The 14,126-nt window shown below is 43.2% G+C and carries 19 protein-coding genes; 5 read left to right on the forward strand and 14 right to left on the reverse strand.

Annotated features, from left to right (window positions below; all coding sequences use genetic code 11):
• Window positions 1-2 precede the first annotated feature (2 nt).
• The 4 genes from fetB to ASG02_RS05380 form a co-directional block, all read right to left on the reverse strand.
• Window positions 3-773 carry an iron export ABC transporter permease subunit FetB gene (gene fetB / locus ASG02_RS05365; RefSeq protein WP_056061710.1) on the reverse strand — a complete coding sequence of 257 codons (771 nt, stop codon included), beginning with the start codon at window positions 771-773 and terminating at the stop codon, window positions 3-5.
• Window positions 770-1,471, reverse strand: coding sequence for an ATP-binding cassette domain-containing protein (locus ASG02_RS05370; RefSeq protein WP_056061713.1), 702 nt, complete (start codon window positions 1,469-1,471; stop codon window positions 770-772). Before ASG02_RS05370 ends, fetB begins: the two co-directional genes overlap by 4 nt.
• A gap of 96 nt (window positions 1,472-1,567) precedes the next feature.
• Complete coding sequence (locus ASG02_RS05375; RefSeq protein WP_082478670.1) at window positions 1,568-2,008, reverse strand: NUDIX domain-containing protein; 441 nt, start codon at window positions 2,006-2,008, stop codon at window positions 1,568-1,570.
• A gap of 56 nt (window positions 2,009-2,064) precedes the next feature.
• Window positions 2,065-3,663, reverse strand: coding sequence for a M3 family metallopeptidase (locus ASG02_RS05380; protein ID WP_056061716.1), 1,599 nt, complete (start codon window positions 3,661-3,663; stop codon window positions 2,065-2,067).
• 159 nt (window positions 3,664-3,822) lie between these two features.
• Here ASG02_RS05380 and ASG02_RS05385 point away from each other — a divergent pair, with 159 nt between their 5' ends.
• Entirely contained in the window at window positions 3,823-4,029 is a 207-nt protein-coding gene (locus ASG02_RS05385) for a helix-turn-helix transcriptional regulator (RefSeq protein WP_056061719.1), read from the forward strand.
• Window positions 4,026-4,724, forward strand: a complete 699-nt coding sequence (locus ASG02_RS05390) for a DUF3169 family protein (RefSeq protein WP_056061722.1) — start codon at window positions 4,026-4,028, stop codon at window positions 4,722-4,724. Before ASG02_RS05385 ends, ASG02_RS05390 begins: the two co-directional genes overlap by 4 nt.
• Before the next feature lie 44 nt (window positions 4,725-4,768).
• Here ASG02_RS05390 and ASG02_RS15580 read toward each other — a convergent pair whose 3' ends face one another.
• Window positions 4,769-4,918 (reverse strand): hypothetical protein, encoded by a 150-nt coding sequence (locus tag ASG02_RS15580; RefSeq protein WP_023468457.1) that lies wholly within the window; start codon window positions 4,916-4,918, stop codon window positions 4,769-4,771.
• 101 nt (window positions 4,919-5,019) lie between these two features.
• Here ASG02_RS15580 and ASG02_RS05395 point away from each other — a divergent pair, with 101 nt between their 5' ends.
• Both ASG02_RS05395 and ASG02_RS05400 read left to right on the forward strand, forming a co-directional pair.
• Window positions 5,020-5,202, forward strand: a complete 183-nt coding sequence (locus tag ASG02_RS05395) for a hypothetical protein (RefSeq protein ID WP_035407678.1) — start codon at window positions 5,020-5,022, stop codon at window positions 5,200-5,202.
• 5 nt (window positions 5,203-5,207) lie between these two features.
• On the forward strand, window positions 5,208-6,071 hold the full coding sequence (locus ASG02_RS05400) for an NAD(P)-dependent oxidoreductase (protein WP_056061725.1): 864 nt from the start codon (window positions 5,208-5,210) through the stop codon (window positions 6,069-6,071).
• A 48-nt stretch (window positions 6,072-6,119) separates the two neighbouring features.
• Here the strand turns inward: ASG02_RS05400 and ASG02_RS05405 are convergent, their stop codons facing one another.
• Window positions 6,120-7,112 (reverse strand): phosphotransferase, encoded by a 993-nt coding sequence (locus tag ASG02_RS05405; RefSeq protein ID WP_162236130.1) that lies wholly within the window; start codon window positions 7,110-7,112, stop codon window positions 6,120-6,122.
• An 89-nt stretch (window positions 7,113-7,201) separates the two neighbouring features.
• Here ASG02_RS05405 and ASG02_RS05410 point away from each other — a divergent pair, with 89 nt between their 5' ends.
• Window positions 7,202-7,603, forward strand: coding sequence for a VOC family protein (locus tag ASG02_RS05410; protein ID WP_056061732.1), 402 nt, complete (start codon window positions 7,202-7,204; stop codon window positions 7,601-7,603).
• Window positions 7,604-7,804: 201 nt separating this feature from the next.
• Here ASG02_RS05410 and ASG02_RS05415 read toward each other — a convergent pair whose 3' ends face one another.
• The 8 genes from ASG02_RS05415 to ASG02_RS05450 form a co-directional block, all read right to left on the reverse strand.
• Window positions 7,805-9,256, reverse strand: a complete 1,452-nt coding sequence (locus tag ASG02_RS05415) for a 6-phospho-beta-glucosidase (RefSeq protein WP_056061735.1) — start codon at window positions 9,254-9,256, stop codon at window positions 7,805-7,807.
• Between the two features lie 14 nt (window positions 9,257-9,270).
• Window positions 9,271-11,109, reverse strand: coding sequence for a beta-glucoside-specific PTS transporter subunit IIABC (locus ASG02_RS05420; RefSeq protein WP_056061738.1), 1,839 nt, complete (start codon window positions 11,107-11,109; stop codon window positions 9,271-9,273).
• Between the two features lie 168 nt (window positions 11,110-11,277).
• On the reverse strand, window positions 11,278-12,120 hold the full coding sequence (gene licT / locus ASG02_RS05425; RefSeq protein ID WP_035407664.1) for a BglG family transcription antiterminator LicT: 843 nt from the start codon (window positions 12,118-12,120) through the stop codon (window positions 11,278-11,280).
• Window positions 12,121-12,296: 176 nt separating this feature from the next.
• A complete protein-coding gene (locus ASG02_RS05430) occupies window positions 12,297-12,650 on the reverse strand; it encodes a hypothetical protein (protein ID WP_052019007.1) in 354 nt (117 codons plus the stop codon).
• A complete protein-coding gene (locus ASG02_RS05435) occupies window positions 12,647-12,862 on the reverse strand; it encodes a helix-turn-helix transcriptional regulator (RefSeq protein ID WP_056061742.1) in 216 nt (71 codons plus the stop codon). The genes ASG02_RS05430 and ASG02_RS05435 overlap by 4 nt, the downstream gene beginning before the upstream one ends.
• Before the next feature lie 63 nt (window positions 12,863-12,925).
• A complete protein-coding gene (locus ASG02_RS05440; RefSeq protein ID WP_235514007.1) occupies window positions 12,926-13,375 on the reverse strand; it encodes a GNAT family N-acetyltransferase in 450 nt (149 codons plus the stop codon).
• A gap of 16 nt (window positions 13,376-13,391) precedes the next feature.
• Window positions 13,392-13,736, reverse strand: coding sequence for a DUF3147 family protein (locus ASG02_RS05445; RefSeq protein ID WP_035407658.1), 345 nt, complete (start codon window positions 13,734-13,736; stop codon window positions 13,392-13,394).
• Complete coding sequence (locus tag ASG02_RS05450; protein WP_035407655.1) at window positions 13,717-14,121, reverse strand: MarR family winged helix-turn-helix transcriptional regulator; 405 nt, start codon at window positions 14,119-14,121, stop codon at window positions 13,717-13,719. Before ASG02_RS05450 ends, ASG02_RS05445 begins: the two co-directional genes overlap by 20 nt.
• Between the last annotated feature and the right edge of the window lie 5 nt (window positions 14,122-14,126).

A 14,126-nucleotide genomic window follows, 5' to 3' on the forward strand; every position in this document is an offset into this window, starting at 1 on the left:
CCTTATGTGTCTTTTTTCTTATAGGTCAATCCAATGAATTGTGCTTTTTCATTGAAGAGTCGGCGGTAGGATAAAAAGCCGACGAGGACGGATGCCATCGCTGCCGTCGTTAAAATCAGGAATAGAATCAATAGTTGGTAGAGGACTGCTTCCATCGGATCCGCTCCACCGATGATCAAACCGCTCATCATCCCCGGTAGTTGAACGAGTCCCATCGTCTTTTGCGCTTCAATCGTCGGAATCATACTCGTCCGGATTGCTCCTTTTAAACTCGTATCGATCGCAGTCTTCGCATCCCCACCAAGTGAGAGAATCAGTTCGATGACCTCGTCGCTCCGTTCGACCTCGTCCTTGAACTTATTGAGAAACAGTAAGGAAAGAATCATACAGTTCCCGATGACCATCCCGCTGATTGGAATGACTTGCTGGGCTTCGAATGGAATGATTTGTAACCCAAGCAAAATGCCCATCGTCAATGCTTCGACGATAATCAGCGTGAACAAAATAATCCACTGGATACCAGGGATCCCGTCCCCTTTACGGATGACGTTCAGTGTCGCTGCACCAATCATCAACAAAACCATCAATAGCATGAAGACCGGACTGCCGCTCTCAAAGACGAACGTCAAAATGTAACCGATGATCAAGAGTTGGACGATTGATCGAACGGTTGCGATGATGATGTCCTTCTCTAAACCAAGCCGTAACGTCCGCGCTAAGACGAGAGGAATCAGAATGAAGATTAGCGAAGTCGCCAGTTGAAGGTAACTCATACCAATTCCCCCTTCAAGAACGCTTGCGTCTCTGCTTGACCACTTGAAGCGAGCTCTTTAAAATCACCAGACTCAATCAATCGCCCGTCCTTTAAAAACCAGACGTCGTCGCTGACCCGCTTCGCTTGCTCCAAGTCATGGGTAATCCAGATGATCGTCGTCTGTAACTCCTGCTGTAAATCGAGAATCAGCTTCTCAATCTCCTGCACCATCCGGTAATCAAGGCTTGCCGTGATTTCATCGAGCAACAGGACGTCTGGACGATTGACGAGTGTCCGTGCGATTCCAAGTCGGCTTCGTTCGCCACCGGACAAATCTTTGACCGGTCGCTCAAGTTCGACGGATAGTTCGACTTGTTGTAGCAAGCGTTCCGCCTCCTCGCGTGGCAACGATTCCCCGAAGATCGATTTCGGTAAATTGATATTATCGTAGACGGTACCTGGAATCATCGGCGCGCTTTGGAACGCCATTCCGATCCGTTTGCGGACGTCGAGCAGATTCATCTGCTCGAGTGGTTCGCCTCGAAAACAAATTTCGCCGCGATCGGGAGAAATAAGTCCGTTGATGTGTTTCAATGTCGTGGATTTTCCGGCACCACTCGGTCCGACGAGCGTCGTAATGACACCTTCTCGGAACTCACCCGTTATTTCGTGTAAGATGTGTTGATAGCTGACTTCGTGAAACGTAAGAATCGACATACTGTGTGTTCACCTGACTTTCTACAAATTTCGGGTAATGCTTCTGTAGTGTTGTACCCGAAAACCTGTCAACTTAGTACGTCAAGCAACACTTCCTTACGCGTGAATGATCTCTCCGGCAAAATCATACGGTACCGTTCGACCAGCAAAGAGCGATTCTTTTGACGCTTCCGGTAAATTGAGGTGTTTGAACGCTTCTTCACGGTCCATCCAGACGAGTCCGGAAATCTCTTCCGGAACATTCGTTTTTAACTGACCGGAAGTGATTTCTCCCGCGAAGAAGAAAAAGAGACAATGTTCCCCCGCTTGCGGGAAGAATGCTTCTGCCACATGGACGATGTTTCCCGGCGTTAGATGATATCCTGTCTCCTCCAGTACTTCGCGCGTGATTGCCGTATGTAGCGTTTCGTCTCGTTCGACCGTCCCACCGGGCAATGTATAGTAATCACCGTGATCGCCACGATTCTCGACCATCAATAATTGATCGCCTGTGGCATTGAATAATGTCGCATAGACGATGTTTTTACGGATATTCATGTTCGTCCTCCTATCGTTTTGTACTACTGCTGTTCCAGACTGAAGCTTTTCTCTTTTTAATATGCCTTTTCTAACTCATTTGTCCAAATTTCAATTTGACCTTCTAGGAACGTCATCAACTCTTTCATTTCCGCATCACTCGGTAAGAAGGACACACCCGCTCTCGCATAGATGTCTTGAACCGAATGGGTTTGACTAAGCGCCAAGGCTGCGATGAAGTCTTTCAACGTTTGGTCAGGGTCTTTCGTGAAACGATGATACAACTGAAGAGCGGCAATCTGAGCAATCGCGTACTCAATGTAATAAAACGGCGTCTCAAAGAGATGGATGACACTCATCCATTCGTGGCCTTTCCAATCGGGTGTTTCCGACCAATCGATGACGTCCGTATCATACGTCTCCCGGAGACGTGCAAAAGAAGCTTGTCGTTCTTCCGGCAGATGGTCCGGGTGAGCATAGAGCCACGACTGAAAACGATCAACGATGATCGTTTGCGGCAAGAACTCCACTATCGAACGGATCTGTTCGAGTTTCGCTCGAGCAACGTCTCTTTTATTTGGAATCACTTGGTGCCACTCGTTCATCGTCAACAGCTCAAGTGACATGGCGGCGAATTCCCCTACTTCGAGCGGAATCGGTTGAAGTCCATCATACGTCTCTTTCATTGCCTCGTGATGGACGGCATGCCCCATCTCGTGCATGAAGATGACGAGATCATCGAATGTCTGCATACGATTCATGAACAAGAATGATTGACGTTCGACGGGTAAATACTCACAAAATCCTCCTCCAGCTTTGTTTGAACGGGCATCGATATCGAGATGAACCGCTTGGCGCATTTCTTGTAATATGTCAGCAAAAGACGGATGAACGCTCTCAAGAATCGCTTGTGCCTTATCTAAAAATGAAGCGTCAGAACCGGTTATGCGATGATCAATCTGCGTATAGGCCGATTGCCGGACGTCCCACGGATGGAGCGCCTGTTTGCCAAGAAACATTTGTTGCTCGAGCTGAAATTGCTGTTTAACCGGTCGGAAATAAGTTTGAACGATGCTGGCGTAATGATCGACATCCTTGCTTGAATAATCGATACGACCAAGCTCCGAAAAAGCCAATTCTTCGTAACCCGCCTGATGGCTTGCAGAAGCACGCACTTGTCGCAAGTCGACAAGTTGCGAAAATAATCGTTGAATGACGGATTCATTCGTCCGGAATGCTTCTTCAATCGATAAGAATGCTTGTTTCCGTGTCGGCTCATCTGCATCAAATAAGGCGGCATAGAGATCAGAAACCGCTTCTCCTGATTGTGTCAGCATCGTTGCCTCAATCCGGAGATACTCTTGGACGAGACGCGCTTCCTCTTCCGTTACACGCGTCGCTCTGAGTGACTGTTTCCAGAGTGCTCGCGTTCGGAGTGCGACATCGTCGCGAGAGATAAGATTCATTTTTACCGAACGTCTTAACGTATCGAGTTTGTCTGATAGCTGCTGACGTCCTTGTTCGTATGTATTACTTGCGTCCGAGTCTGTCACGTCTTGGAGATAGGTGATTTTTTGTTTGAGTAGTGTCTCTTCGATTTGTAGAACCGAAGCGATTCGGCACGCAACATCCTCATCATGATAAAAAACATCGTTTACAGATGACTGAGATTTCATCGATGTGTTTCACATCTCCTTTCGACTTATTCTAGTATACAATTTATCCCATCGATATGATTGATTTACATATTAATGACCATCATATTATCTTTTTTGACTATTATAGTTGTCAAAAAGACTATGATAAGTTACATTATATAGGAGGTGAATCCCTATATGAAATCCCGCTTAAAAGAATTACGTGCTCGTCACGGATGGAATCAGTCTGAACTGGCGCGGCGTGCAAACATTTCACGCCAGACAATTAGCTTAATCGAGCGTGAAGAATTCATGCCTTCGCTATTGATTGCTGTCAAAATTTCTCGTGTGTTTGATACGCCGTTAGAAGAAATTTTTTATTTCGAGGAGGAGGAATTAATATGAAAAAAGAAGCAAGCAAAGTCATCATCGCAGCACTGCTCGGTTTCATTAGTAGCTATATCGTCATGTCTGTCTTTAAACATACCAGCTTGTCAAAGTTTGAACTATCGCTCTATCTTAATTACATATTCACTGGTCTTTTCGTTATCTTGACGGTTCTTACCTTCAGTTATATCGTGCGCTATTTGCAAATTCGTCAATTGACTCGACGCTCTGTTTCTTCAGACGACGAGGATGCGATTGACGGTCAAGTGAATCGATACTATGCGGATGGCATGATGATGGTTCAGGTTTCTACTCTTCTCAGCATCGGTCTCGCATCTTTTAGCATCATCGAAAATCATTTCGGACTTCTTTTATTACTAAGTGGTCTCTTTTTCATCATCAGTAGTTTTGCATCCTATTATTATCTTAATCTTATGCGTTACATTTACCCAAACCGTGATTTCCCAAAGTACTCGGAAACAAACTATGTCAAAAAGCTATTTGCCGCCTCAGATGACGGAGAACGACACGTCATGTTAGAAGGTCTCATTCGTTCACAATCTTCGTTGCAACTCCTATTGATAGGTGTCATCGTCGTATTGGTCATTTATTCGTATGAAACCGGACAGTCTCAGATCTTCGCAATCAGTTTATTGATTATCGCCTTGATTTGGAGCAACGCGAAATATTTCCTTTATGTACGCAATCGCTAAAAAGGAGCATACAGTCAATCGACCGGATGCTCCTTGACATGCCTTCAAAAATCACGATGATTTTGCTGCTGATGGACGTCGTGCTGGTTCAGCGTATACTCCTGATCATCGAGCGAACGATGTTTCGACTGACTGCGCGCTGAAATGAACCAGACGACTCCACCGACGGCGAGAAAAATAGCAATGAAGATCATAGACACCTTCCTTTATATTCCTTTTTTTACTTTATTCTTCCAACACCCTTAATTTTCCTTTACGATAAGGTAGAAGATAAAAATATATAGGGAGCGATAGGATGTTTGGTAAAGAACCGACATGCATTCATTGTGGCAAAACGATCGAAGGAAACGAAAAGGTTTATATCCAGATGCGTTATCCAAAACATCGCGGGATGACGGAAGTAAAAGCTTACTTAAAAAGCGAAGGTCGTTTCATTTGTGAGAAATGTTTCGCTGAAAAGACGGAGTCAAAGGAGTAAGCATCATGAACTTAAACGAGAGTACGATTTTGATTACAGGGATGACCGGGACGCTTGGCTCACGTGTCGCGCGACGTTTTCTTAAAGAAGCGTGTGAAGTTCGAGGACTCTATCGTTCTCAGGAACAGGCGGATCACTATTCAACAAATGATGTTATTCCAATCATTGGTGAGCTCGGTAATCCGGCTTCGCTTCTTGCAGCACTTCAAGGCGTCGATCTCTTGATCCACTGTGCTGCCTACCTTGGGGATGACCCCGACTTAGCGGAAGAAGCAAACGTCACAGGTGTGAAACATCTCGCCGATGCTGCAACAAATGCTTGTGTCAAGCGCATCATACATATCTCGACGACTTCTGTTTACGGAGAAGTGGTAAGTGGACACTTTACGGAAACATCGCCGTTACCAGCATCAAAACATGTCTACATCCATACGAAGCAGGCATCCGAGCGGCTGTTACAAAAGCGTACGCCGCAGTCTGATTTGATCATCCTCCGACCTGGTTCTATTTGTGCCGAGGAACAATCCTACTGGGGGGATCGACAAGTCGAGCGGATGAAAGTGGCAGATCTCATTACTTGGGTACACCCGGAAGACGTCGTTCCGTGGATCCATGCGGATAACCTAGTCGAGATGATTGTTCTTGCTGCAACAAATGCGCAAGATGGGGACATCTTTAATGCGATTGATGTTAATCTGCCAGAAACAGATTTCCGCATGAAATTGATTGAAGCAAGTGGTAAACCATTTAAAGCACCAGATCGTCCAGCGGAACAAGCGACATTTTCGAATGATCGCATCAAGCAATTAGGGTATGTTCCGTTTCGTACTCCTGAATCAACCGTTGAACTTCTAGTCAAGTCGTTTTAATAACGAAAGAGGCATCGAATCGAATGATTCAGTGCCTCTTTCTTATGATCATCTTGCTATTATCCACTTAATCCAGAGATTCCGATCGTGAACCTGTAGTTCTTTTATCGTCAAAAGAACCTGTTCTGTCCCGAGCATCCGTTCCACTTCAGGTATACCATGTTTCCCGAATGAGCGATCCAGATTGAATCGAAGCCAATCTAGCTTCCCTTGGACACTGATGTCAATGATGTATACCCAGTCAACGATAGGCAAAGATTGCTCTGTTTGATAGCCGTCAAGGAAAGCAGAAAATCGATCATGATCAAACGTGTCGTCTTTACGCTTTGACCAATAACAGGCGGTCTCAAATAAATCGACGGCACGATGAATCAACCCTGCAGACTCCCAGTCGATCAAGACCGGATCATTTGTTGTCCAGAGAACATTTTTCGGATCAAGATCACGGTGGCTGACGATCCAGTCTGTAGATAGTTGAAGTTTTGCTTCCTGTGCCCATCGTTCCAGTCGTTGTAGCTGTTCCTGCTCTTCGACTAGCAACTGTAGCCAGTCTGATTGCTGTCGCTTTCCTTCTTCTAGGTAATCGTTCCAATCGATTGGCATACTGGAGGTATCCGGCTGTGAAAAACCAGTCGTCGCCACGGAAAGACCGTGTAACCTTCCTAGTTGAACTCCGATTTGTCGTGCATGTGCCGGTCGAAGTCGAATTTGATCGGCTGATAACGTCTCGCCATCGACCCAATCAAACAAAAGGTAATCAGAACCATTAATCGTCTGTACCACTTGATCGTTGACGCGACGTGCTGGTAATGCTGCTAAGTAAAGAGATGCTTGCATCGCAACGTCTTCTGACATTTTAAAGTTGTTTCGTGCTTCAGAGCGTCGCATGATTTCCGGATTCAATCGTTTTAAGACATAGAATCCTGTTGTTGTCTGTAGTCGCCACGACTCATGCAGAAGACCACCCGTCAATCGGACAGGTTCGCTGATCGTTTGCCCTAACGAAAAACGTTCACATATCAAATTTATGGCATGTTGCATCGTATTCTCCATTTCTATCACTCCAACTGATCCGCGAAATGCTACACTAGTTCTGCATGATTTCATTGAACACGAAGGAAGGTTTTAGTATGAAACAAATTCATCACATCTGTATTCAGACGACGGATTACGTCGCGTCTAAACAATTTTATGAACAGCTCGGCTTTTCGCTCGTTCAAGAAACACCCGATTTTCATGACCGCGACTTTAACAGCTGGTTACGACTCGGTGATTTCTATATCGAGTTACAGACACCCAAATCCGGTCAACCGTTCACCGATTACACGAAACAAGCAGCGGGTCCTGTTCATTTCGCCCTTTATGTTGACGACTTGCAAGAGGAAGTAACACGACTGGAACAACTCGGGATGCCTTTTTTACCAAAACACGGTGGCAACATCTATTTCGTCGTCGATGGACATCTGAGTAAATTAAAAGCACCGGAAGGAACGATCATTGAATTGCGCGATACGTTTGCGATTGAGAGCTAAATCTTTATTATTCCTGCTTAGATTTTTTTATAACCATTTAAGAAGGGTTATCGCCTTAATTTATTTTATAGTTATAGTACCATGCTGTTCACTCTGTTCTAAGAATACTGCAAAAATCTTAATACAAAATACGAATAACACTAAAAAAAGCTAACGATTCGTAATCTAAGCATTTCTAGATCCGCATCGTTAGCTATACTTTTATTTAATTTTAATATGTTTTTGATCTTCTATACAGGCACCATTAGATGCAATTACCTTTTTATACCAATCAAAGGACGCCTTCTTCCGTCTACTATTCGTTCCGCTACCATCATCATGACGATCTACATAAATATAGCCATACCGTTTTGCATATTCACCGGAAGACGCACTGACGAGATCGATACATCCCCAACTCGTATAACCGATGAGTTCTACTCCGTCTTGTATCGATTCGTACATTGCTCGAATATGATCTGTTAAATAAGAAATCCGATAGTCATCTTGAATGTTTCCTTCTCCATCCAATTCATCAAATGCGCCTAAGCCATTTTCGACGATGAATAAGGGAAGTTGATAACGGTCGTATAGCTGATTTGCCGTTAGACGAAGTCCTTTCGGATCAATCGTCCATCCCCATTCTGATTGATTCAAATATGGATTTTTGACAGTCGGGAACACATTCCCCGCCGTCATTTTATCCAGTATTTCTGGATCCGTACTGATACAGCGACTCGAATAATAGCTAAAACCAATAAAGTCCACTGTGTGGTTGCGTAATAGTTCAATATCACCTGGTTCCATCTGAATTTCAATACCAGCCTCTTTCAATTGTCTTAATGCATAACCCGGATAGGCACCGCGAGCTTGTACATCAATGAAGAAGAAATTCTCACGATCACGTTCCATTGCTTTTTCGACGTCATCCGGGTTACAGGTATAAGGATACGTCATGGCTGCTGCCAACATACACCCTACTTGAAGATTCGGATTGATCGTATGAGCAATTTCCACGGCACGCGCACTCGCTACCAATTGATGATGTGCCGCTTGATACTGAATCTGTTGTCGATTCTCTCCTTCTGCGAATACTAATCCAGCTCCCATGTAAGGAAGATGGAACAACATATTTATTTCATTGAAAGTCATCCAATAACGTACTTTCGAATGATAACGAGATACGATCGCCTCAACATATCGTTCGAAGAATGTGACCATTTTTCGATTACGCCAACTTCCATAATGCTCTACTAAATGAACGGGTACATCAAAGTGTGCCATTGTAACGACTGGCTCAATTCCATATTTTAATAATTCATCGAACACCTCATCGTAAAACTTCAATCCTTGTTCATTTGGTTGTTCTTCATCACCCTTTGGGAAGATACGTGCCCATGAAATCGATAAACGAAGCGCTTTAAACCCCATTTCAGCGAATAGAGCGATATCCTCCTTATAACGATGATAAAAATCAATCGCCTCATGGGATGGATAAATTAATTCTGGAAGGGGCTCATAATGCGATAATTCTCCCTTCATAACGGCTCTTCGAGTTGAACCACTAGGAATTAAATCAACGGAAGATAATCCTTTCCCATCGGATAAATAGGCACCTTCTGATTGATTGGCCGCAATAGCGCCACCCCATAAAAAGTTTTTTGGAAATTGCATCGTCTCATCCTTTCTTATGCAAAAGCAGGTTTATTGTATTCACTTACTGAAATTTGATCTTGATCAATCGTAATTTGTCGTTCTTCTGATAAATTCGTGAAAATCACAGGTGTGATGATGTCATAACCTTCTGCTTGAATCGATTCCACATCAAAAGTGATTAATACATCCCCTGGTTCGATTTTCTGGTCTTGTGTGACGTGTAATTCGAAGTGAGTTCCATCTAAGCGTACCGTATCAATCCCAACATGAATGAGGATCTCCATTCCGTCCTCTGACCGAATACCAATCGCATGTTTGCTTGCAAATATAGCAGTTACTTGACCTGACACTGGGGCGATTACTTTTCCTTCAGTCGGAACGACTGCGAAACCTTGTCCCATCGCTCCACTCGCAAACACACTATCAGAAACTTTTTCGAGAGAAACGATTTGACCTGAAACTGGGCTTGGAATCGTCATATCTGTTGATGCACGAACATTTTTTTCTGCTTCTTTTTCAATCGGATCATCTTCAAATCCAAGGATGTATGTTAAGACCATCGATAAAAAGAATGAGACACCGACACCAATTAACAACCCGTAAAATGCTGTCATACTATCGCCAATGAAGACAGGTAACGTCAATAATCCCGGAGGACCAGAAGCTACTGCTACACTTCCAAAATGCCCTACGATCCCTCCACCCACTGCTGCACTAATGACAGCTGCAATGAAAGGACGCTTTAAGCGTAAAGTGACTCCATATACGGCAGGTTCTGTAATACCGAATAACGCGGTAATTCCCGTAGAACCTGCTAATGTTTTTAACTTTTTATTTTTTGAACGAAGCATGACACCGAATGATGCTCCTGCCTGTGCAAAAATTGCTGGAGCAGTTGCCGGTTTGATATAGTCATATCCTTTAGTGGCAATGTTATTGATGAAAATCGGAACGACTCCCCAGTGAATACCGAAAATGACGAGGACTTGCCATACACCAGCAATGAACGCCCCTGCTAAAATTGGGTTAAATGCTAATACCTTTAGAATGAAGGCAGCAATCAAGTCGCCTGACGTAACACCGATTGGTCCAAACACGATTAACGTTAATGGAACGATTGTAATGAGAGCAATCAAAGGTGTAACAAAATTTTTAACACTCTCATGGACATGTCGATTGAAGAATTTTTCAACATAACTCATAACCCAAACGGCAAGAATGATTGGAATGACCGTAGATGTATATGACATCATCGTCACGGGTATACCGAAGAATGTCGTCGTGACTGCATCCGTCTTCAGTTGAATGATTGTCGGATAGATCAAAGCACCCGCTACTGTCATGGCAACAAATTGATTGGCACCAAACTTTCGTGCTGATGTAACCGCTAACAAAATAGGTAAAAAGTAAAAGAGACTATCCGCTGTAGCATTTAAGATGATATACGTTGTTTCAGTAGGAATTAACCAACCTGCATTCGTCGCAATCGCAAGTAAACCCTTTAAGATACCAGCTCCCGCCATGACACCAAGCAATGGCGTAAAGATACTTGAAATAATATCGATTGCTCGACCAAGAATGTTTCCTTTTTCATTTGTCTTACTAGTTTCTGTCGACTCCTCCATCAGCTTTGTTTGTTTTCCAATTGCTTGATATACCTCAGGTACTGTATTTCCGACAACGACCTGAAACTGCCCTCCGCTCTCTTTTACAGCAATGACACCTTCTAGTTTTTCAAGTTTTAATTTATCAGCCTTTGCTTTGTCTTTAAGTACGAAACGTAGTCGAGTCGCGCAATGTACAAGTGAACTAACGTTTTGTTCGCCTCCGACAGATTCAATGATTTCTTTTGCTAATTGATCGTATTTCATAAGACACCTCCATAGTTGATAGACACAAAAAGAAACCTAGATGAGAACAAGTAACGTATTTCATGAAAATACGTCTTGTTTCACCTAGGTTTCGCCTGCTTGACCAGTAACAATCCCAGCAAATATATATATTTAATAAACAAATAATAACATTTTTACTTTTATATGTCAACCACTCTTTTTTTCTTTAATTAATCTTGTGATATGAACCGTTAGGTATAATTTTTCTTCATCCGTCAACCGATAATCATATTTTGTCTGAATAAAGGAAGAAATTTTTTCAGTACAAACATAGGACTTGGGATATTGCATTTTCACTAGATCAAAAAGCGCACTCTCATCTCCTTCATATTCGGTTCGCGTCACGAGTCGTTGTGCAAAAAATTTGAGATGAGTAACAAAACGATGATAGGCGAGAGTATTCTCATCCCACTCCAGTGCAAAGTGGTATTTTACGAGATTCAATACTTCTTGAATGACTTTTGTCATTGAAACGATATTCGGCATCTCTTCGTTTAATTCAGCATTCACGATATGAAGTGCAATATAGGCTGCTTCGTCTTCAGGTAATTTAATATTGAATTTTTCTTCAACCAATTTAAGTGCTTGCAAACCTACATTAAACTCATCTTGGTATAAACGCTTAATCTCCCAAAGCAATACATTTTTGATTTCTAAACCTTTTTCATGACGTTCTAATGCAAAATGCAAATGGTCGGCAAGAGCGATGTAGACAAGTTCATTGAGTTTTTTTCCAAGCGTCAATTTAGCAATCGTTACGATATCATCAGTCAAAACGATGATTTCTTCAGGAATTTCTTGAAGTAATAATTTAAATCGTTCATGATTACCTGCATCATCGAGATAAAAGACTTTTTCTACATCTGAGGCTAATATCGTCTGTCCTGAATTCCGCTTAAATCCGATTCCCTTCCCCATGACGACTCGCTCACGCCCTACTTCGTCAAATACACTAATAACATTGTTGTTGAAAATTTGGTGAATGATCATCGGTGACCTCCTTTCAAATCAGGAAAAATAGAAAAACCCAAATCAAACGTCACTCACGGTTCCAGTGATCGCTGATTTGGGTTTCGCCTGCTTGACCAGTAACAATCCCTATTCCATTACATTCTATACCATTGTTGATAACGGTTACAAGTATCATTTTATAAACATTCATTTCTTCACATCTTTCGATTCACGTACAGCAGTATAAGTGGAAAGAACAAGACTTGTCCTCCTAATGCTAGCAACAGAGCAAATTGAATGTCTTGAAGGATTGATAAATTGACGAGAACTAAAATCAAAAAAAGATATCCGATACTTACGAGATAAGCGATATGTCCACTACGGATTTTAATCGTTCCTTGACGCTCATCATACGGTTCCGTTGGCGAGAATACCGTTCCTGTGATACGTGACGTGACACCTGCTAAAACGAGGATGATTCCGAGTGTTTTAGCCGCAGGATCCGTCATTGTTAAGTACAGACCTACTCCTATTAAAAAAATATCTAGTAACACATTGACTCGCATCATTCCGCTCCCTCCTCGTTCGTTCGACTCGGTGTAAAAATATCTTCGATTCGCCGCTCAAACAAATCAGCCAGTGCAAAAGCGAGGTCAAGTGACGGATTATACCGCTCTTTTTCGATGGAAATGACCGTCTGACGCGATACGTTCAATCGTTTTGCCAGTTCGCCTTGCGACCAACCTCGTTCCTCGCGCATCTTCTTGACATGATTTTTCATAGTTCCACCTCGCTTATTCCACTATATGTAAATAACGCATCACCTGTCAAGTTTCCTTTACACCTACTTCAAACGCTCCCACATGATATACCGATCGTCGCTCCCAATCTGAATCAATTCCGCTTTTTCAAGCACCCTGATCGATGCTTGATTCGTCAAATCCGTCTTTGCGAGTACAGCCTTCACTTCGGTTTGGTCGAACACCCAATCAATCAAGGCTCGGACGGCTTCCGTCGCAAAACCTCGATTGAGAAACGCTGGTAACAAACCATAACCGATTTCGACTGCTTGTCGCGAGTCTGGTTTCCCTTTGAATCCAATATCTCCGACTACCTGCCCGTCTTTTGTCATGACGAGCCAACTTCCCCAGTACAGCATCAATGGATCTGACGCGAGTAACGTCAAGTGATGCTGTACTTCAGGTCCGTTCTCGTATTGCTGTTGTTGTAAACGCGTTACGTCTGTCGCTGTACATGGATGAATCGTCAATCGCTTTGTTTGAAGGGTTATCATTACTTTGTCTCCTTTTTTAGGTTTGCCACCACTGTTGTAGGTAACGTTGGATATACCAACAAGCAATAAAAAAGCTCGTTGCACCGAGTATACTGTAAAAAATAGGAATGCCTAAGCGGATCAATCCATATAAGACGGCAAGCAATAAGAACGTCGCTGGTAATCCGAGTAACACACTCTTTAAGAATGTACTCAGTTCTGCCCGTTCACTTCCCTGTTTAACGAGCCAGGCAAAGCTAATTAGACTGACGACGGGCAATGCAGACAACACACCACCCAGTGACGGTGAACGCCGGGCGACTTCCGTGACGAGACCGATGACCAGTGCACTCGACAGCACCTTAACGAGAAAAGCAGTCATCTGCCGCCTCCCGCAACAATCGAAACGCCTGTTCAATCGCCTGTTGGTCTGTTTTTGACATCGTAGCAAGGACTTGATTTAACCGTTCAGGATCAAGTTCCGTATGACGACGAACGATTGTATCTCCTAAGTCTGTCAAACCAATCGTCACTTGGCGTTGGTCTTCTGGATTCCGTTTTTTTTCGATATAGCCTAATCTATCCAACTTTTTGACGTGCTCGGACGTCGTATTATGTGAGAGGCGAAATGCCTCGGCAATCTGCTTGATCGTCGGATTCACCGCAAATTGAATATATTGCAAAATACGCACACTTTGGTGAGACAGGTTTTCCTCGAACCGTGGATGTAGTTGATAATAAATTTTTGCAAAATCAGCTGAAATCATAATAC

The organism is Exiguobacterium sp. Leaf196 (genome assembly GCF_001423965.1).
In the GTDB taxonomy this organism is placed as follows: domain Bacteria; phylum Bacillota; class Bacilli; order Exiguobacteriales; family Exiguobacteriaceae; genus Exiguobacterium_A.